Raw genomic sequence first — 18,116 nt, 5'->3', positions numbered from 1 at the left:
CAGTGCGACGCTAGCCGCCGACCGAGCTCAGATGGACTCCGCCGGGGCATGGTCACGCAACTCCCAGCCGGCTGCCACCCTCGCGAGCCACGCGGCCTACCCGGGATGCGCGCGCCCCGCGCCCCTTGCCTCGACGTCTGCGGCGTGCGCCTACGCCCGGCCGAGCCACCAGTCGGGTGAGGCGGCGATGATCGTCCTGGCCGCCGCATCCACGTCGTCGAGGTCTCCGGACCGCAGCCACTCTTCGATGGCGCTCACGGTGCCACCGCCGGCGTAGGCGACGAGGAGCCGGTAGTGGCGTTCGCGGTCGATGCCTGGCTGGGGTGCGGGCGCGATCTCCGGGTGGCGTTCGAGATGGGTGAGGAGTCCTGTTTCGATGCGGTCGACGAGGGTGTCACGCACGGGGCCGGTGAGTCGGGGTGCCATCGCGCTGCGGTAGATCTGCGCGCGCGCCGCGATGTGGCGCAGCAGCTCGCGTTCCGGCTCGTCGAAGACGCTGAGTTCGGTGCCGCTGCTGGCCGGCAGCGACCGGATGGGTGCCATGAGTGCGTCGATCTCTTCGCCGAGGAACGTCGAGAGGAGGTGCTCCGGCGTCGGGGCGTACCGATAGAAGGTGTCGCGCGTGATGCCCGCCTGCCTGGCGACCTGGGCGACGCTGACGTCGGCGATGGGCTGCGACGCTGCGAGCTGGTAGATCGCGTCTTGCAGCGCCGATCTCGTACGTGCCTGACGCGGGTCCATCCGCCCACCCTATGGGGTCTGCGGGATCCGCCCAGCAAACTATCTGACAGGTGACTGATAGGCGGCGTAGGGTGAGGATGCACGCCAACGACGGCGCGCAGAACGGAGTGAGCAATGTCACAGGAAGCAAGCTCGACCCAGGAGCCGAGCTCGGGCGGAGTTGGCGCGCACGCCGCCGCAGCCAGCGGATCAGCCGGCACCACCGCGCCTGGTCGGTTCGCAGGCAAGGTCGCGATCGTCACGGGTGGCGTGTCGGGAATCGGCGCGAAGATCACGGAGCGCCTGGTCGCCGAGGGCGCGTCGGTGGTCGTCGCAGACATCAACGCGGAGCTCGTCGCCTCCGCGAGCGAGACGTTCGGCGAGAACGTCGTCGGCCGACGCACAGACGTGACCGACGAGGACGACTTCGCCGGCCTCGTTGCGGAGACCGTCTCGAAGTTCGGCACCCTCGATGCGCTCTTCAACGTCGCTGGCGGGTCGCGGGCGGGCACGCTCACCGACATCTCGTTCGCCGATTGGGACTTCACGGTGCGCCTCAACCTCTACAGCGCCTTCAACGGCACGCGCCTCGCGGCGCGTCAGTTCCTCGCCGAGGGCAAGCCTGGCGCGATCGTCAACGTCGCCTCCCTCAACTCGCTGGTCCCGATGCACTTCGGCGTCGGCTACACCGCCTCGAAGGCGGCGGCCGTGATGCTCACGAAGCAGGCCGCGCTCGAGCTCGGCGAGCACGGCATCCGCGTCAACGCGGTCTCGCCCGGCCTCGTCGCGACCCCGCTCACGAAGGGCCTCACCGACATTCCTGGCGTGCAGGAGGCCTACGACGAGCGCATCCCCTTCCGCCGCCCGGCGCAGCCCGAGGAGATCGCGTCGGCCGCGCTGTTCCTGGCCAGCGACGACGCCTCGTACATCTCGGGGGACAACCTCGTCGTCGACGGCGCTTGGTCGACGACCGGGTACCCGGACCTGCGGAAGTTCCTCGCATGAGGGCCGCGGTGTTCCATGGCAAGGAGGACGTGCGCATCGAGGATGTCGCTGAGCCGACGCCTGGCGCCGGCCAGGTGAAGCTGCGCAACGCATACGCGGGCATCTGCGGCTCCGACCTGCACGTCTACTACGCGCCCGAGAGCTCCGGCCTCGACTTCGAGCATCCGCATCCCGTGACGGGCTCCCTGCCACCGCAGATCCTCGGCCACGAGTTCTCGGGAACGGTCGTCGAGCTGGGCGACGGCGTCGACTCGGTGCAGGTCGGCGACCGCGTCGCGGTGTGGCCCATCTACGCGTGCGGCGAGTGCGCCGCCTGCCGCCGCGGCAAGCCGAACGTGTGCACGAAGATCGGATTCCACGGCCTCTCGTCGCACGGCGGCGGCATGGCCGAGTTCACGACGGTGGATGCGTCGAAGCTGCACGTGCTGCCCGAGAACGTGGATCTGCGCCTCGGGGCGCTCGTCGAGCCGATGGCGGTCGCCTGGCACGCGGTGGAGCAGAGCGGTGTGCAGGCGGGCCAGACGGCGCTCATCTCGGGCGCTGGACCCATCGGCATCGGCGTCTGGTTCGCGCTGCGAGCGAAGGGCGTCGAGACGGTCATCGTCTCGGAGCCCAGCGAGGACCGCCGCGCGGCGATCGCCGGCGTGGGCGCGACGAACCTCGTCGACCCCAGCACCGAGGACCTCGCGGCGCGCGTCGCCGAGCTCACCGGTGGCGACGGGGTGGATGTCGCGTTCGACGCGGCCGGCGTCGGGCCAGCCGTCTCGGCGTCGCTCGCGAACCTCACTCCGGGCGGACGTGTCGTGGTCGTCGCCATTCACGAGCGCCCCATGGACTTCCTGCCGACGCGGCTGGTGATGGGCGAGACCGCGATCGTGGGCACGCTCGCGTACCTGCAGAGCGACTTCGACGCGGTCATCGCGGCGATGGCGGCGGGCGGATACACGGCCGACGGCTGGGTTGACGATGTCGCCGTCGATGACGTGGTCGGGGCCATCGAGCGTCTGCGCGCCGGCAAGGGCATGAAGGTGCTCGTGCGCGCGTAGGGGCCGAAAGCAGGGGAGTCGGGGCGCCGCTACCCGCCGTGTACGCGGATCGTGCTCGGCGGGTTGGCGGCCAGTTTCGACGCGGGGCGCACGGGGCGCCGCTCGAGGTTGCCGCCGCAGTTCGGGCAGGCTCCGCCGGGGAACGTCGCGGCGCACTCTCGGCACCACGTGCATTCGAAGGTGCAGATGTAGGCCTCGGCGTCTGGCGGCAGGTCGACGTCGCAGCGTTCGCAGTTCGGGCGGAGTTCGAGGGCCATCAGCGTGCGTCCTTCGTGTGGGGTGTGAGGGGAGCCATCGCCGGGTCCTGGGTTTCGGCGTTGGCTGGCGCGATCACGCGAGGCCGTTCTTCGCGGCGAACGGGTCCCACGAGGCGTCGGTGTGCACGTCGAGCTCGGCGGCGTCGCTCAGCTTCGCGGCGACCTCCGGGCCATGGATCGAGGCGATGATGGCGACCGCCATGTCCATGCCAGCGGCGACGCCGGAGGAGGTCCAGCGGTTGCGGTCCTCCACCCAGCGTGCCTGCGGCACCCAGTCGACGGATGCGCCGTGTGACGACGCCCACGCGAAGGCGCGCTTATTGGAGGTCGCCCGGTAGCCGTCGAGCAGGCCCGCGGCCGCGAGCAGCGCCGACCCTGTGCACACGGACGTCACGAGCCGCGCATCCGCCGCCCACGCCCCGAGCCAGGCGAGGAAGTCGGCATCGACCGCCAGTGCGCGGGTGCCCTGCCCGCCAGGAACCAGCACGATGTCGGGCGCTGCGGCGTCGGCGAAACTGCTGGTGGCGACGACTTCCGGGCCCTGCGAGCTGCGGACGGCGCCGGCTAGCGGGGCGATGAGCTCAACATCGAAGAGCGAGCGGTCGATGCGGAACAGCTCGACGGGGCCGAACACGTCGAGGAGCTCGAACCCCTCGAACAGGACGACGGTGACGCGACGCTTCGCTGGAGACATGCCCGTATTGTCGCAGGCCGAACCGTCGGCACTCGAGGTGTCGTAGGCCTCGGCCCCTCGGCCCCTCGGCTCCTTGGCCCCGCGGCTCCTTGGGCCCGCGGCCCCTCTGCCCGCGGCCCCTCTGGCCCGCGTGTTGTCTAGGCCGAGATTCGCCAGGCTTCGCCGGTGCCAGCTCCTGCGCCCGTGCCAGTCGCGCCGGCGACGAAGTCAGAGAGCAGCCTGCGCCCGCTCTCGGTGCTGCGGTGGGCGTGGTCGGCGCCGAAGAGGAGATGCAGGGTGCGCACCTCTCGCCCGCTGGTCGGATCGAGCTGCACTTCGGAGACCGCCTCGCGGATCGACCAGCTGCTCGCCTGCGCCGACATCCGCCCGGCGCGCCCGTAGGCGTAGGCGGGCTCAAGGGCCGCGAAGAAGCGCCAATCGTTGTCGCTCAGCTCGACGGCGTAGCCGCGCTCGCGGGTCCACGCGCCGTCGGCTTTTGGCCGCGGCAGCGTGTCAGCTTGCCTGATGTGGTCGTAGAACGTGTTGCACGCGCACCCGCTGCCCACGACTGATCGATCGCCAATGTCTCGGCACATGATTCCCCCCCCGGAATGCCGCGCTCCCCCCGGAACGCCTCGCGAAATCCGGGACCGTCGAGCATCCCGGATCACCAGGATACGACGGCCCCCAGCACATTTCCCGTCGCCCGATCTGCGGTGCCTATCGGCCGCGAAACTCACCGAATTCGCCCATGATCGAGCCGCCCGAATGCGGGTTTGCCGGTACCGGTGCGGGCTGTCAGCGCACGGCGAGGAGGATCTTGCCGACGTGCCCACCCGACTCCATGCGTCGGTGGGCGCGGTGCGCGAAGTCGAGCGTCTCGACCGTGTCGAGCAGGGGGCGCACCTTGCCGGATTCCACGAGCGGCCACACGTGCTCGCGCACCTGCGCGATGATCGCTCGCCGCTCATCCAGTGGCCGCGCGCGCAGCGTGGTGCCCCAGATGCGGCCGCGCTTTTGCATGAGCCGACCGACGTTGATGGTGGCGTCGTTGCCGCCCTGGGCGGCGATGACCATGATGCGTCCGCCCGGCGCGAGCGCCACCACGTCTCGGGCGAGGTAGTCGCCGCCGACCATGTCGAGAATGACGTCGACGCCGCGCCCGTCGGTGGCCTCGCGGATGGCCTCCACGAAGTCCGTTTCGCGGTAGTTGATGCCCTTGGTCGCGCCGAGCTGTTCGGTGACGGCGACCTTCTCGGGGGAGCCCGCGGTCGCGTAGACGGTGACGCCGAGCGCCGCGGCGAGCTGGATGGCGATGGTGCCGACCCCGCTGGTGCCGCCGTGCACGAGCAGCGTCTCGCCGCCGCGCAGCTCGGCGCTCATGAACAGGTTGGACCAGACGGTCGCGACCGCCTCGGGAAGGCCGGCCGCTTCGACGAGATCGACGCGCCTCGGCATGGGCAGCACGAGGCCCTCGTCGACGGCAACCCGGTCGGCGTAGCCGCCGCCCGGCAGCAGCGCGACAACGTAGTCGCCGACCTTCCAAGCGGTGACGGATGCGCCGAGTGCGACGACGGTGCCGCTTACCTCGAGGCCGGGCCACGCGGGCGCGCCAGCGGGGGGCGGGTACTTGCCCTCGCGTTGTGCGACATCGGCCCGGTTCACGCCGGCGGCGGCGACGTCGATGATCACTTCGTGAGGACCGGCGACCGGCTCCTCGACCTCGGAGAGGGTGAGGGCGTCAGGCCCGCCTGGCGTTGGAACCGTGATTGCGCGCATGACGGCCAGTGTTTCACGCGGTCCCCTATACTCCCTCACATGTCAGGCCACCCTCACGCGTCGGGCCACCCTCCTGCGCCGTCGCAGGCGAGCGGTTCCGCCCGCGAGGTCGGCGTGACGCGGCCCGAGCTGAGCGTGCTCGCGCGCGTTCGCGCCGCATCCGCCGCCCTCGGCCCCAGCGAGCGCAAGGTCGCGCAGATGGTGCTCGCCCGGCCCGATGAGGTTGTCGAGTGGTCGACGGTCGAGCTCGCGGATGCGGCTGGCACGTCGACGGCCACCGTGATCCGGGCCTGCCAGAGCCTCGGGTTTCGAGGGTTTCAGCACCTGCGTCTCGACCTCGCCCGCTCGGCCCCGCTCGCCCCGCGCGAGCAGGCGCCTGCCGGTGAGGCGAACACCTTTGACGACGCGATCGACGCGGTGCGTCTCGCCCAGGAGAGCGCAGACCCCGAGCGAATCGTCGCCGCAGTGGCGGCCCTGCGGGGCTCCCGCCGCGTCGTGCTCGTCGGCAGCGGGTTTTCGGGGCCGCCCCTACAGGACTTCGTGATGCGCCTCAGCACGCTCGGCCACTCGGTCGAAGCGCCGGTGGATGCCCTCGCCCAGCAGTTCGCGGTGCGCTCGCTCGCGGCGGGCGACGTGTGCCTCGCGCTCAGCTACTCGGGCGCCAACGTGCAGTCGCTGCGCGCGGCGGAAGCGGCGAGCGCGCAGGGCGCGACCGTGATCCTCGTCACGAGCTACGCGCGCTCACCCCTCGGTCGGGTCGCCGACATCGTGGTCACGACGGGGCCCGCGGGAACGGCCCACGACATCGACCCCTTCCTCGCGCGGCTCGGGCACACGATCGTGCTGCACGCGTTCCACTCCGCGCTTTCGCAGCAGCTCGGGGGCGACGAGGTCGTCGGCATGCGGCACGTCGTCGCGGACGCGCTCTCCGAAGACTGAACTCCGGAGGGGTTCGAGCTCGCTCGCGGCGTGCTGCTCTCTCCTAGGTCGAGCGCAACGTGTGGCGCCGGCTCTTGCGGGTTTCCGCAGCGGTGCAGGGGTCTTGCGGATGCTCGTGCTGGGTTTCGCCGACTGGTGATGGGTTTTTACCCATCACCAGTCGTGAAAAGTCATCAGGGTTGATGTCGATGTGCGGTGCGCGCAGCACCTGAGCGCACCGCTCTCGCCCTCGGTGGGGCCCCGCGCGGACTCGTCTCCCGGAGTTCATTCGCGCGCTCGACTCGCGTCACCGCGTGTTCACCGGCGCTCGCCACACTCTCGATGTAACGACGTTCCAGGTCTTACGGAATCCCTGTAACAGACTGGAGCTAGGCAACGGAGGTGCTCGTGAGAGCGATCGAGATCGACGGGCTGTTCAACGCTCGCGCAGCTGGTGCGACCTGCCCCTGGGTGGTGCGCGCCGGATCCCCGGACGCCCTCACGGTCGCCGGCGAGTCCCAGCTGCGGGAACTCGGCGTCGCGCTCATCCTCGACCTCCGCGAACGCGCCGAGTCGGGCGCTCGGACCCACGGCATCCCGGTCCGCCAGGTGCCGCTCTACGGCAGCGAGCCGCCCGTCGCGGGCCGCCTCGAGGACATCTACGAGACCCTCCTCCGAGGCCGCGGCGGTGCGCTCGCGGAGGCCGTCGCGGTGCTGGCCAACGCCGAGGCCGGAGTGCTCGTGCACTGCACGGCGGGCAAGGACCGCACTGGGCTCGTCGTCGCGCTCGCCGAACTCGTCGGGGGAGCGGACGAGGCTGAGGTGGTCGCCGACTACGCGCTTTCCGGCGTCGCGGTGCGCTCCGTGCGCGAGCCGTTCGCGCTCGCCGTCGCCGCCGCGTATCCGGCCGAGCAGCGCGACGAGATCCTGCGCCTCCACCTCGACAGCCCCGCCGAAGCGCTCGAGTACGCGCTCGGCATCGTGCGCGAACTGGGCGGTGCCGAAGCGTACCTGCGCGCGCACGGCCTCACCGACGCACAGGTGCAGGCGTTGCAGGAAAAGGTGGCAGGGGCGGCCAAGCCGGCGCCCGAGGCGACCCCGATGGTCGGCTCGTGAACCCCGACTCGAGCCTCGCCCTGAACCTCGCCCTGAACCAGGGGGCAAGCCCCGCGGCGACGCTCGGTGAGGCGCGCACCACGGTGCTGCACCTGAGCGACGTGCACGCGACGGCCGGCGCACCGCTCTACGGGGCGATCGACGGCATCGAGCGGATGCGCGCGGCAAGCGCCTACGCCCGTGACGCCGGCGTCGTGCCCGATGCGATCGTCATCTCGGGCGATCTCATCGAACGCGGGAATGAAGCCGCCTACCCGGCGCTCCGCGACGCGCTCCTTGAGCTCGAAGCGGCCTGGGGTGTGCCCGTGCTGACGGTGCTTGGCAACCACGACGACCGCGCGGCCGCCCGTGTCCTCCCCGGGCACGAGGCGCCGGAGGGACGCAGGGCGGACGCCGCGATTCCTCGCGCGGTGCGCATCGGCGGGTGGCGCTTCCTGCTGCTCGACTCGTCGACGGGTGCTCTGGGCGCCGAGCAGCTTGCCTGGCTCAAGGCCGAGCTCGCGCACCCCGAGGCCGGAGCACTCGCGACCGCATCGCCTACACCGGAACTGCCTTCGATGGGCTCCGTCGTCGTGATGCACCACCCGCCGCTCGGGTCCCCGCTGCCGACGCTGGCGCGGGCGGGCCTCCGCGATGCCGCAGACTTCCTCGACCTCGTCGAGGGCACCGATGTTCGGGCGGTCCTGTCCGGGCACTTCCATCACCCGCTCGCGGCGACGATGCGCGGCGTGCATGTCTCGGTCGGTCCGGCGCTCGCTTACCACCAGGTCATGGACGCCGAACCGGGCACAGTGAGCGGCTTCGACCGCTCGATGTACTCGCTCGTGCACCTGACCGCGGACGGCGTGAGCGCATCCAGCGTCGGCGTCGAGCACCCCGAGGTGCTCTTCACGCTCAGCCCGGGCGCCACCAGCCCAGCCTCGCTTGCCTCCGCCGAAGAATGACCCTCCTTCCCCGCACAGACTTTTCTCCCCCTGCACAGCCCCGCTCTCCCTCGAACAGTTAGGTCATCATGAACTCCCTCCGTACCACCGCCGCGCTCGCGGCCTTCGGCCTCGCCGGCGTGCTCCTCGCGGGCTGCGCCAGCTCACCCAGCACGGCCGCGAGCGGCGACGCCAGCCCGTCGGCCGCATCCACTCTCGACGCCGCAACCATCACCCTCTACACGTCTGAGCCGCAGGAGAAGGCGGATGCGCTCGTCGCGGCCTTCAACGAGGTGCACCCGGAGGTGACGGTCGAGGTGTTCCGCGCGGGCACCGGCGACCTGACGACCCGGGTCGCGACGGAGCAGGCCTCCGGCGGTATTCAGGCGGACGTGTTCCTCGCCGCCGACGCCGGCACGTTCGAGGACTACGCCGCCGACGAGCTGCTGCTGCAGTACTCGCCCGCCGACGTCGAGTCGCTCAACCAGGACATCGTCGACCCCGAGGGCTACTACACGGGCACGCGCATCATCCCGACCGTCATCGCCTACAACACGGGCCTCGTCACCGAGCCGCCGACGTCGTGGGCTGACCTCACCGACGCCGAGTACGCGAACAAGCTCGTTATGCCGAACCCCGACGTGTCCGGTGCGGCCGCGTACAACGCCGCGGTCTGGCTCGACGAGCCCGCGCTCGGCGAGGAGTGGCTGACGAAGCTCGCGGCCAACAAGCCGGTCATCGCGGACAGCAACGGACCCGTCTCCCAGGCCATCGCGACGGGTGCGCAGCCCGTGGGCATCGTCGTCGACTACCTGGCTCGCGAACTCGCCGCGCAGGGATCGCCGATCGCCGTCTCGTACCCGACGGAGGGCGTGCCGTACGTGTCGCAGCCCGTCGGCATCTTCGCGAACACCGAGGAGGCGGAGGCCTCGAAGGCGTTCGTCGACTTCCTCGTGAGCGCCGAGGGCCAGGAGCTCGCCGTCAACCAGTCGTACCTGCCGGTGCGCGACGACGTCGGAACGCCCGAGGGCGCCCCGGCGATGGACGAGATCACCATCCTCTCGCCGGAGCTCGAGACCATCCGCGCCAGCCAGGACGCGGCCGTTGAGAAGTTCCGCACGCTCTTCCTCTGACGGGCAGCCACTTCCCACATGACCTCACCCCTTCTCCCATGAGCACACTGACCACACAACCCCGGAGCGGTGCCGCTGTTCGCAGCGGCACCGCCTCGGCGGCGGTCCCCACGACGCGGCGCCCCCGGCTCGACGGCGTCCACGGCCTGTCGATCGCCCTCTGGGTTGCCGTCGCCGCGGCCGTGCTCGTTCCCATCGCGGCGATCCTCGTGCTCGCGGCCGGCGGCACGCAGCTGCACGTGCTCTGGCAGGGCGACGTCGTGGAGGCCGCGACGAACAGCCTCGTCTCGGCCGGAGCATCCGCCCTCGGCGCCGTCGTCACCGGCACGGCGCTCGCGGTGCTGCTCGACCGCACCGACCTCGCCGGCCGTCGCGGGCTCAGGCTGCTCGCGTTGACTCCGCTGCTGGTGCCGCCGTTCGTGGGCGCGATCGCGTGGCTCGGCATCGCCGGGCCGACGAGCCCCGTGAACCTGTGGTGGTCGCAGGCGTTCGGCTCACCGCTCTGGTCGATCTACGGCGCAGACGGCGTCATCCTCCTCCTCACCGTGCACAGCTACCCGATCGCGATGCTCATCGTCTCGGCCGCCCTGGGCCGCGTGCCGTCCGACCTCGAGCAGGCGGCACGCATCGCAGGGGCAAGCCCGGGGCGCAGCATCCTCACGATCACGGTTCCCCTACTCCGCCCGGCGTTGCTGTCGTCGTTTGTCCTCATCGCGGTTGGAAACCTCGCCGACTTCGGCATCCCGTCGATCATCGGGCTGCCCGAGCAGTACACGACCCTCGCGACGCTCGTCTACCGCTACCTGCAATCGGGGACGGTGGAAGAGCCGCTCGCGGTCGTCGCGACCATCGGGGTGGTGCTGCTGCTGTTGGCGCTCGCCGCCCTCGTCGTCGACTTCCTCATCGGCAGGAGCCGCTGGGAGCTCGACTCGTCGGCATCGGCGCCGCAGGTGCTGCCGCTCGGTCGCGCCAAGGTGCCGGCATCGGTCGTCACCTGGGCACTGGTGCTGACGGTCACGGTGCTGCCGCTCCTCTCCCTGCTGCAGCAGTCGCTGCTGCGGGCGCCCGGCCTCCCGCTGGCGCCCGAGAACCTCACCCTCGACAACGTCGTGAAAGCCGTCACGTCGGCCAACTCCATCCAGGGCGCCACGAACTCGGTCATGCTCGCCGTGCTTGCGGCCCTCATCTGCGGGGTCCTCGGGTTGGGCATCGCGGTGCTCGTCACCCGAACGCGGATGCGCGGCAGCGGCCCGCTGCGGGCCCTCGCGATGCTGCCGCAGGCGGTCCCCGGCATCGTCATCGCCGTCGCCTGGCTCGTGCTCGCGCCCCACATCGGGCTCTTCAACACGCCCTGGCTGATCCTCTGCGCCTACGTCACCTCGTTCACCGCCCTCGTCGTCCAGGCCGTGGCGGCGCCGCTCGCGAGCACCCCGGCGAGCGCGGAGGAGGCAGCGAGGATCGGGGGAGCTGGGCGGATGCGCGCGCTCGTCGACATCTCGAGCCGCATGGCGGCACCTGCCGCGCTCGCGGGAGCTGTGCTCGTCGCCGTCACCGCGGTGCGCGAGCTGACCCTGTCGGTGCTGCTGCTCTCGCCAGGGTCGCAGACGCTCGGCGTCGCGATCTTCAACCTGCAGCAGGCCGGGGCGTTCAACACGGCCGCCGCGCTCTCGCTCCTCGTGGCGCTGCTCGGGGTGGCCGTCATCGGCGTCGCGACGCGGGCGCCGAAGTAGTGGGGCGGCGAGGCGGGCTGCGCGAGCGTCGGATGTGCAGCTGCCGCTTCACGTATCCGCTGGCCTCGCGCATCCGCTGCCTCCGCGGCCGCGTTTGTCACCCCTCAGCTCGTCTTCCGAATCCGCTTGATCTTCACGAAGGGCACACCGTGGCATCAGTCACTCTTGACGCAGTTTCCGTCCGCTTCCCGGGCGGCCCCGTCGGCCTCGACACCATCGACCTCGCGCTCCGCGACGGGGAGTTCCTCGCGCTCGTCGGCCCGTCCGGGTCGGGCAAGACGACGCTGCTGCGCACGATCGCGGGCTTCCAAGCACCCACGGCGGGGCGAGTGAGCATCGGCGAGCGGGTCGTCGCGGGCGGGGGAACGGAGGTGCCGCCGGAGGCGCGGGAGCTCGGCATGGTGTTCCAGCAGCACGCCGTGTGGCCGCACTGGAACGTCGGCCGCAACGTCGACTACCCGCTGCGCCGGGCGAGAGTTCCCAAATCGGAACGCGTGGTCCGCGTCGAGGAGGCCCTCGCCATGGTCGGCCTCACCGGTTACGCGAAGCGCAACCCGGCGACGCTGTCGGGTGGGCAGCGGCAACGCGTCGCGATCGCGCGGGCGCTCGTTGCGAGGCCGCGCGTGCTGCTGCTCGACGAGGCGCTGTCGGCGCTCGACGAGCCACTCCGGGACAGCCTCCGGCTCGAACTGCACACGCTCACCCGGGAGCTCGGGCTCACGGTTGTGCACGTCACCCACGACCGCTCCGAGGCGCTCGCCCTCGCTGACCGCGTGGCGGTGCTCGACGGCGGGCGCATCCAGCAGCTTGGCACCCCCGAGGAGCTCGTGACGCGACCAGCGTCGCCGTTCATCGCGAAGTTCCTCTCCGACGCGACGATCGTCGACGGCGAGCTCAGCGAGGAGGGGTTTGTGGCGGATGGGCACCCGCTGCGCGTCGACCGGTCCCGACTCGAAGGGGAAGCGCAGGCCGACGCGGGCACCGTGCAGGCGGCGATTCTGCCGAGCGACGTCGAGGTTGAGGTCGTTGGCGTCGGTGTTGGTGTTGGTGTCGGTGACGCTGGCAGCGACGCGACGGTCCGCTCGGCACTCTTCACCCCAGAGGGCAGCGACCTCGTGCTCGACTGGGACGGGCTTCGGCTGCGGGCACGCACGCGCGGGGTTCGACCAAAGGTGGGCGACCGCGTCGCGGTGCGCATCGCGAAGGCGCGAATCTACGGCACAACTGTTGCCGCTGCCGCTGCCTCTGCTGCTCCTGCTCCTGCTCCTGACGCTGCTCCTGCTCCTGCTCCTGCTCCTGACGCTGCTCCTGCTCCTGCTCCTGCTCCTGCCGCTGTTCCTGCTTCTGCTTCTGCTTCAGCTTCAGCTTCTGCACCTGCGAATGCCTCCGGCTCGGGCGCTCAGCCTGTCGAGGGCGCCGGCCGCGCGCCCTCGGCCTCTGTTCCGGGGCGCGATGCGCGTGCATCCGAGCGCGATGCGCCGATCTCGGTGTCCGCGTCGTGACCCTCGCGCTGGTGCGGCACGGCCGTACCGCTTGGAACCTCGAGCGACGTCTGCAGGGGCGCAGCGACATCGCGCTCGACGCGCACGGGGAGCTGCAGGCGCACGCGGCCGGCAGGCTGCTCGCCCGGGCGCGTTGGGGCCGCGTGGTGGCATCGCCGCTGACTCGAGCGGCGCAGACGGCGGCGATCGTGGGCTCCCATCTCGACACCGCCGCCCCGGTCCTCGACCCCGGGCTGCTGGAACGGGACTTCGGGGAAGCGGAAGGGATGCACGTTGCGGAGGCCGCGGAGCGGTGGCCTTCCGGTGAGTACCCGGGGTCGGAATCGACGACGCAACTGGGCGAACGGGCCGGGGCGGCGCTTGCGGCGCTCCTCGAGGGGCCCGGGACTGCGGTGATCGTGAGCCACGGCGTCTTCCTCCGCGCGGGGATCGAGGCCATCACGGGCGCGGCGTGCCCCCGCATCCTGAACGGCCAAGTGGTGCTCCTGGAGCCGACCGGAGGACGCCCGACGGCGCGGTTCCTCGGGGAGTAGGTCCGGGGGCAGTCGCTGGGTGTGCTCGCTGGGAGTGGCAGCCGGCGTGGCCGCCGGGAATTCCGGGGAGCATCAGGCGCGAAGCCTGTGCGTGTCGAAGCCTGTGCGTGTCGGAGCGTGAGCGCTGCGGTCGGGCTGAGACGAACAGCCTGCGACGCTGGGGATCCTCGTCGGCCCTGGCCCTGAGCTTCGCGGCGGACGGTCCTCGTTACAGTTGATGCCGTGTCTCCCGCCTCCGCATCGCCGTCTGCTCGCGATCATGCGCGTAAGCGCGTCGAGGTGCGGTACATCCGGCACGGCGAGGTGCGGGCGCGGGTCTCGACGATCGGCGCGGATGGCGACCGGGCGTTTGTGCTCGTCGCGGGCATCGGGGTCGCCTCGAACTACTACGAGAACCTCGCGCCGGGGCTCGGCGAGTTCGGGCCCGTGCATGCCCTCGATCTGCCCGGCTTCGCGGGTGTCCCGTACCCGAAGCGCCCCATGAGCATCCAGCGGTACGCCGCCGTGGTCGGCACGGTCATCGACGAGCTCGGGCTCGTCGACCCGGTGCTCGTCGGGCACTCGATGGGCACGCAGGTCGTCGCCGAGCTCGCCTCCCAGCGGCCCGAGCTGACCACGCTCGTGCTGATCGGCCCGGTCACGAACCCGCGCGAACGCTCCCTGCTGAAGCTCGCGTACCGCTTCCTCGAGTCGTCAGCACACGAACCGTTCCGTGTCGCGATGCTCGCGATCGGTGCCTACCTGCTGTGCGGGTTCCGCTGGTTCTCGGCCGTGCTCCCGCGCATGATGCGGTACCGGATCGAGGAGGTGCTGCCGAGCATCCAGGCCCACACGCTGCTCATCAGAGGCGAGCATGACTCGCTCGTGCCGCGCTCCTGGCTGCGCGAGATGGCCGGGCTCCTGCCCCGCGCATCCACGTGGGAGATCGAGGGCGCCGCGCAGTCCGTTATGTACGACCACGCGAAGGGGGTCGCCGAGTTGTGCGTCGACCACGCGCTCCAGCCGTTCGACACCCGCGACCGCGACGTCGCCCGTGATGTCGAGCGGGCGCGGGCGGCGGGGGTCGACTCGGTCGTGGATGCGGCGGATGCGGCCGACGCCGCCGACGGGAAGGTCGTGCAGATCGCCGATGAGGATGCGCGCAACCGACGCGTGCGCGTCACGCCGCGACTCGTGTGGCAGGTGCTGCGCTCGCGGTGGAACGAGTTCTTCGCGAGCGCCGACAACCGACCGCAGGACATCGCCGACGCGAAGACCGAGCACTTCAGAGCCCAGCTGGACGCCTACGAGGATGCGGAATCGCCCGAAGGCTCAGCCCCCGAGGCGCCGCGCGGGAGCTGAGCGCGGAGCGCGGCTCGCGCACGGCACTCAGGTGCGGAGCGCCGGCCCGAGGACGGCGTCGAGGAGTCGCTGGATGCTCTCGGGGCTTGACTCGCTTCGGCTGAGCGCGCGGAGGAGGAGGGCGCCGATGATGGCTTCGCCGATCTCCTCGAGCCGCGCATCCGGTGCCAGCTGGCCGTCGGCGATGGCGCGTTTGAAACGTTCGGTGAGGGACTGGCTCGCGCCGAGGCTCTCGTGGAGGCGCCGGCCGATGTCGGCGTTCTCGACGGAGGCAGCGATGAGCGAGCGGACGAGCAGCTCGCCCTGCGGCTGGCCGAGGAGGGCGAAGATGGTGTCGAGCCAGGCGGTGAGGTCGCGCCGCAGGTCGCCGGTGCTGGGCACGGTGAAGCGGTTCGGGAAGAGCTGCCCCTGCAGGAGGCAGTCGGAGACGAGGGCCCCCTTGGAGGGCCACCAGCGGTAGATGGTCTGCTTGGAGACGCCGGCCTCGGACGCGACGCCCTCCATGGTGAGGCGCTCGTAGCCGCGCTCGGCGAAGAGCTTCGACGTCGCCTCGAGCACCGCCACGCGGGCCGCTTCGCTGCGGACCGGACCCTGGCGGTGTGCGGCGGCTGCGCGCTCGTCGACGCCGGGGGCTTGCTGTGACATGACGGCCATCCTATTCACAAACTGCGTAGACGAGACGTTGCGTATGATCTACGTCGGCGCACGATCATCCCGCGATTCGAACGCGGGAGCTGACGCGCGCCGATTGACGATGTGCGCCGAGCACGCACGTGCCGAGAGGATGCTGATGGCCGAACTGCTGTACCGCCTGGGGAACTTCGCGACCCGCCGAGTGTGGGTGGTCGTTGGGGCCTGGCTGGTCATCTTGGGGCTCGCGGTCGGCGGGTTCCTGATCGGGTTCAAGGGGCTTTCGTCGAGCTTCGACGTGCCGGGCACGGCGTCCGGCGAGGTCATCTCGGAGCTCGAGCAGCAGCTCCCCGACTTCGCGGGCGCATCCGGAACGGTCGTCTACTCGACGGCGGACGGTTCGGCGCTGACGGATGCGCAGCGCGCGGAGATCAGCGCGGTCATCGCCGACCGGGGCGAGCTCACCGATGTCGCCGATGTTATCGACCCGTTCTCGGCGACGGCCGAGCTCCAGGGGCAGGCAGCGCAGGTTGAGAGCGGCCGCTCGCAGATCGAGGCGGGTCAGACCCAGCTCGATGCGGGGCAGGCGCAGCTCGACGGCGGCAAGGCCCAGCTGGATGCCGCGCAGGCGCAGCTCGATGTGGCGAAGCAGCAGTTGGAGGCGGCAGGCAACCCGGCGGCGCAGGTCGAGGCGCTCGAGGGGCAGCAGGCGCAGCTCGACGCGCAGGTCGCTGCGCTCGCTGAGCAGCAGGCGACGATCGACGCGTCGCAGGCGGAGATCGACACGCAGCTGCAGCAGCTCGAGAACGGCGCGAAGCTCGTCGAGCTGTCTGACGGCATCAGCCTCGTCTCCGAGGACGGCTCGACGGCGATCGTCAACGTGTCGTTCACGGAGCCTCGCCTCGAGCTGAGCGAGGAAGCGAAGCAGGGGGTCATCGAGTACTTCGAGGCGCACCCGGTCGACGGCGTCAACGTGGCGTTCTCGACGGACATCGCGCAGAGCGTTCCGCAGATCTTCGGCATCGGCGAGGCGGTCGGGCTCGTGTTCGCGGCCATCGTGCTGCTGGTGCTCCTCGGGTCGGCGCTCGCCGCATCCCTGCCCATCGTCACGGCACTCGTGGGCGTCGCGATCGGCGTCGTCAGCGTGCTCGCCTTCTCCGGCGTCGTGCAGATGGCGTCGGTCACGCCGGTGCTCGGCATCATGCTCGGGCTGGCGGTCGGCATCGACTACTCGCTGTTCATCGTGAACCGGCACCGCAAGCAGCTCATGCAGGGCATGGACGTGCGCGAGTCGATCGGTCTCGCGAACGGCACCGCCGGCAACGCGGTCGTGTTCGCTGGTGCGACGGTCATCGTGGCGCTGCTTGCGCTCAACGTGACGGGCATCCCGTTCCTCGGCCTCATGGGCACGGCGGGAGCGGTGTGCGTGCTCATCGCGGTGCTCATCGCCGTGACCCTCACGCCGGCACTGCTGGCGAAGCTCGGGATGCGCGTGCTCAACAAGCGCAGGCGGGCGCACATCCGCAAGCTGCACGGCACGGTAAGTGGTGGCGCCGGTGCTGAGGGTGCTGGGGTCGTGACCGGGCAGGTGCGTGCGGCGCACGCGCCGGCGCTCAAGGCAATGCCGACGTGGCGGGCCATCGTGACCGTGCTCGCGGGGGTCGCGGTGCTGCTGACGATCGCCATTCCGGCGCTCTCGATGCGAGTCGGTCTGCCGGACGGCTCGTCGGAGCCGGAGGAGTCGGCGTCCTACCAGGCGTTCACGATCACCGAAGAGCAGTTCGGGGCGGGCGCGACCGGGCCTCTGCTCGTGACGGCGACGCTGCCGGAGGGGCTCGACGATGCCGGCGTGCTCGACAAGCAGGTCCTCGTGGCGGGGAAGCTCGCGTCGCTCGACGACGTCACCGCGGTCGCGCCGATCGGCGTCTCTGACAACAAGAGCCTCACCGCATTCCAGGTGATCCCGGCCGAGGGGCCCAACAGCGTCTCCACCGAGCAGCTCGTCGGTGAACTGCGTGCACTCCCCGAGATCGAAGACGGCATCACGCTCGGCGTGGCCGGCCAGGCGGCGATCAACATTGACATTTCTGAGGGGCTGGGCTCGGTGCTGCCGCTCTACATCGCGCTCGTCGTGGGGCTGTCGCTGCTCATCATGATCCTCGTGTTCCGGTCGATCCTGGTGCCGCTCATCGCAACGGGCGGGTTCATCCTGTCGCTGTTCGCGACCTACGGGGCCGTGGTCGCCGTCTTCCAGTGGGGCTGGTTCGCCGACGTCATCGGCCTGCACGCGACCGGACCCATCCTGAGCTTCCTGCCCGTCATCCTCGTCGGCATCCTGTTCGGGCTCGCCATGGACTACCAGCTGTTCTTGGCGTCCGGGATGCGCGAAGCGTACGTGCACGGGGCGGAGGCGCGGGTCGCCGTCGTGCAGGGCTTCCGGGCTGGACGGGCGGTCGTGATCGCGGCGGCGCTCATCATGGTGTCGGTGTTCGGTGGGTTCGTGTTCGCAGAGTCGACCATGATCCGCTCCATCGGGTTCGGGCTCGCCTTCGGTGTGCTCCTCGACGCGTTCATCGTGCGAATGCTGATCATGCCGTCGCTCATGCACCTCCTCGGGAAGTCCGCATGGTGGCTCCCGAAGTGGGTCGACAAGATCCTTCCCAACGTCGACGTCGAAGGGGCCGCGCTCGAGCGGAAGCACCCGGTGCATTAGCGGGGCGAGAGTGGGCAGTTTGCGGCGAACCGTCGCTCCAGGATATCGGAGCGCGGTTCGCCGCAGCCGCATCTGGGGTCGGGTGGGCTCACGTGTC

At 70.8% G+C, this 18,116-nt stretch carries 17 protein-coding genes; 11 read left to right on the top strand and 6 right to left on the bottom strand.

What is annotated here, in order from left to right; genetic code table 11:
- Window positions 1-150: 150 nt before the first annotated feature.
- The gene (locus ACPYN9_RS12470; protein WP_424466852.1) at window positions 151-741 is read right to left on the bottom strand and encodes a TetR/AcrR family transcriptional regulator; all 591 of its coding nucleotides are present in this window, start codon (window positions 739-741) and stop codon (window positions 151-153) included.
- Between the two features lie 114 nt (window positions 742-855).
- On the opposite strand from ACPYN9_RS12470, the gene ACPYN9_RS12465 reads away from it, so the two are divergent.
- Both ACPYN9_RS12465 and ACPYN9_RS12460 read left to right on the top strand, forming a co-directional pair.
- Complete coding sequence (locus ACPYN9_RS12465; RefSeq protein WP_424466851.1) at window positions 856-1,725, top strand: SDR family NAD(P)-dependent oxidoreductase; 870 nt, start codon at window positions 856-858, stop codon at window positions 1,723-1,725.
- Between the two features lie 29 nt (window positions 1,726-1,754).
- A complete protein-coding gene (locus ACPYN9_RS12460) occupies window positions 1,755-2,771 on the top strand; it encodes a 2,3-butanediol dehydrogenase (protein ID WP_424466850.1) in 1,017 nt (338 codons plus the stop codon).
- 29 nt (window positions 2,772-2,800) lie between these two features.
- Here ACPYN9_RS12460 and ACPYN9_RS12455 read toward each other — a convergent pair whose 3' ends face one another.
- From ACPYN9_RS12455 to ACPYN9_RS12440, 4 genes are all read right to left on the bottom strand, one after another.
- On the bottom strand, window positions 2,801-3,028 hold the full coding sequence (locus ACPYN9_RS12455; protein ID WP_424466849.1) for a DUF1272 domain-containing protein: 228 nt from the start codon (window positions 3,026-3,028) through the stop codon (window positions 2,801-2,803).
- A 73-nt stretch (window positions 3,029-3,101) separates the two neighbouring features.
- Complete coding sequence (locus tag ACPYN9_RS12450) at window positions 3,102-3,722, bottom strand: DJ-1/PfpI family protein (RefSeq protein ID WP_424466848.1); 621 nt, start codon at window positions 3,720-3,722, stop codon at window positions 3,102-3,104.
- 137 nt (window positions 3,723-3,859) lie between these two features.
- Window positions 3,860-4,297, bottom strand: a complete 438-nt coding sequence (locus ACPYN9_RS12445) for a hypothetical protein (protein ID WP_424466847.1) — start codon at window positions 4,295-4,297, stop codon at window positions 3,860-3,862.
- 202 nt (window positions 4,298-4,499) lie between these two features.
- Entirely contained in the window at window positions 4,500-5,480 is a 981-nt protein-coding gene (locus ACPYN9_RS12440) for an NAD(P)H-quinone oxidoreductase (RefSeq protein WP_424466846.1), read from the bottom strand.
- A 39-nt stretch (window positions 5,481-5,519) separates the two neighbouring features.
- On the opposite strand from ACPYN9_RS12440, the gene ACPYN9_RS12435 reads away from it, so the two are divergent.
- From ACPYN9_RS12435 to ACPYN9_RS12400, 8 genes are all read left to right on the top strand, one after another.
- A complete protein-coding gene (locus ACPYN9_RS12435; RefSeq protein ID WP_424466845.1) occupies window positions 5,520-6,419 on the top strand; it encodes a MurR/RpiR family transcriptional regulator in 900 nt (299 codons plus the stop codon).
- A gap of 387 nt (window positions 6,420-6,806) precedes the next feature.
- Window positions 6,807-7,514 (top strand): tyrosine-protein phosphatase, encoded by a 708-nt coding sequence (locus ACPYN9_RS12430; RefSeq protein WP_424466844.1) that lies wholly within the window; start codon window positions 6,807-6,809, stop codon window positions 7,512-7,514.
- Complete coding sequence (locus ACPYN9_RS12425) at window positions 7,511-8,458, top strand: metallophosphoesterase family protein (protein WP_424466843.1); 948 nt, start codon at window positions 7,511-7,513, stop codon at window positions 8,456-8,458. Before ACPYN9_RS12430 ends, ACPYN9_RS12425 begins: the two co-directional genes overlap by 4 nt.
- Before the next feature lie 68 nt (window positions 8,459-8,526).
- Window positions 8,527-9,570, top strand: coding sequence for an ABC transporter substrate-binding protein (locus ACPYN9_RS12420; protein WP_424466842.1), 1,044 nt, complete (start codon window positions 8,527-8,529; stop codon window positions 9,568-9,570).
- A 38-nt stretch (window positions 9,571-9,608) separates the two neighbouring features.
- On the top strand, window positions 9,609-11,300 hold the full coding sequence (locus ACPYN9_RS12415; RefSeq protein ID WP_424466841.1) for an ABC transporter permease: 1,692 nt from the start codon (window positions 9,609-9,611) through the stop codon (window positions 11,298-11,300).
- A gap of 149 nt (window positions 11,301-11,449) precedes the next feature.
- Window positions 11,450-12,802: an ABC transporter ATP-binding protein gene (locus ACPYN9_RS12410; protein ID WP_424466840.1), complete on the top strand. Its 1,353-nt coding sequence runs from the start codon at window positions 11,450-11,452 to the stop codon at window positions 12,800-12,802.
- Window positions 12,799-13,335 carry a histidine phosphatase family protein gene (locus ACPYN9_RS12405; protein WP_424466839.1) on the top strand — a complete coding sequence of 179 codons (537 nt, stop codon included), beginning with the start codon at window positions 12,799-12,801 and terminating at the stop codon, window positions 13,333-13,335. The genes ACPYN9_RS12410 and ACPYN9_RS12405 overlap by 4 nt, the downstream gene beginning before the upstream one ends.
- Window positions 13,336-13,557: 222 nt before the next feature.
- Window positions 13,558-14,676: an alpha/beta fold hydrolase gene (locus tag ACPYN9_RS12400; RefSeq protein WP_424466838.1), complete on the top strand. Its 1,119-nt coding sequence runs from the start codon at window positions 13,558-13,560 to the stop codon at window positions 14,674-14,676.
- A gap of 27 nt (window positions 14,677-14,703) precedes the next feature.
- On the opposite strand, the gene ACPYN9_RS12395 is transcribed toward ACPYN9_RS12400, so the two are convergent.
- Window positions 14,704-15,321, bottom strand: coding sequence for a TetR/AcrR family transcriptional regulator (locus ACPYN9_RS12395; RefSeq protein ID WP_424466837.1), 618 nt, complete (start codon window positions 15,319-15,321; stop codon window positions 14,704-14,706).
- A gap of 145 nt (window positions 15,322-15,466) precedes the next feature.
- On the opposite strand from ACPYN9_RS12395, the gene ACPYN9_RS12390 reads away from it, so the two are divergent.
- Window positions 15,467-18,019, top strand: a complete 2,553-nt coding sequence (locus ACPYN9_RS12390) for an MMPL family transporter (RefSeq protein WP_424466836.1) — start codon at window positions 15,467-15,469, stop codon at window positions 18,017-18,019.
- Window positions 18,020-18,116 lie beyond the last annotated feature (97 nt).

This window comes from Pseudoclavibacter helvolus (assembly GCF_049707175.1).
GTDB lineage: Bacteria > Actinomycetota > Actinomycetes > Actinomycetales > Microbacteriaceae > Pseudoclavibacter > Pseudoclavibacter helvolus_A.
Note: the sequence above shows the minus strand (reverse complement) of the source record. Positions and strands in the feature narration are given on the sequence as shown.

Coding starts and splice junctions, on each gene's coding strand:
- ACPYN9_RS12465 (WP_424466851.1), top strand. CDS start 856: ATGTCACAGGAAGCAAGCTCGACCCAGGAGCCGAGCTCGGGCGGAGTT.
- ACPYN9_RS12415 (WP_424466841.1), top strand. CDS start 9,609: ATGAGCACACTGACCACACAACCCCGGAGCGGTGCCGCTGTTCGCAGC.
- ACPYN9_RS12435 (WP_424466845.1), top strand. CDS start 5,520: ATGTCAGGCCACCCTCACGCGTCGGGCCACCCTCCTGCGCCGTCGCAG.
- ACPYN9_RS12395 (WP_424466837.1), bottom strand. CDS start 15,321: ATGTCACAGCAAGCCCCCGGCGTCGACGAGCGCGCAGCCGCCGCACAC.
- ACPYN9_RS12445 (WP_424466847.1), bottom strand. CDS start 4,297: ATGTGCCGAGACATTGGCGATCGATCAGTCGTGGGCAGCGGGTGCGCG.
- ACPYN9_RS12440 (WP_424466846.1), bottom strand. CDS start 5,480: ATGCGCGCAATCACGGTTCCAACGCCAGGCGGGCCTGACGCCCTCACC.
- ACPYN9_RS12470 (WP_424466852.1), bottom strand. CDS start 741: ATGGACCCGCGTCAGGCACGTACGAGATCGGCGCTGCAAGACGCGATC.
- ACPYN9_RS12420 (WP_424466842.1), top strand. CDS start 8,527: ATGAACTCCCTCCGTACCACCGCCGCGCTCGCGGCCTTCGGCCTCGCC.
- ACPYN9_RS12390 (WP_424466836.1), top strand. CDS start 15,467: ATGGCCGAACTGCTGTACCGCCTGGGGAACTTCGCGACCCGCCGAGTG.
- ACPYN9_RS12450 (WP_424466848.1), bottom strand. CDS start 3,722: ATGTCTCCAGCGAAGCGTCGCGTCACCGTCGTCCTGTTCGAGGGGTTC.
- ACPYN9_RS12455 (WP_424466849.1), bottom strand. CDS start 3,028: ATGGCCCTCGAACTCCGCCCGAACTGCGAACGCTGCGACGTCGACCTG.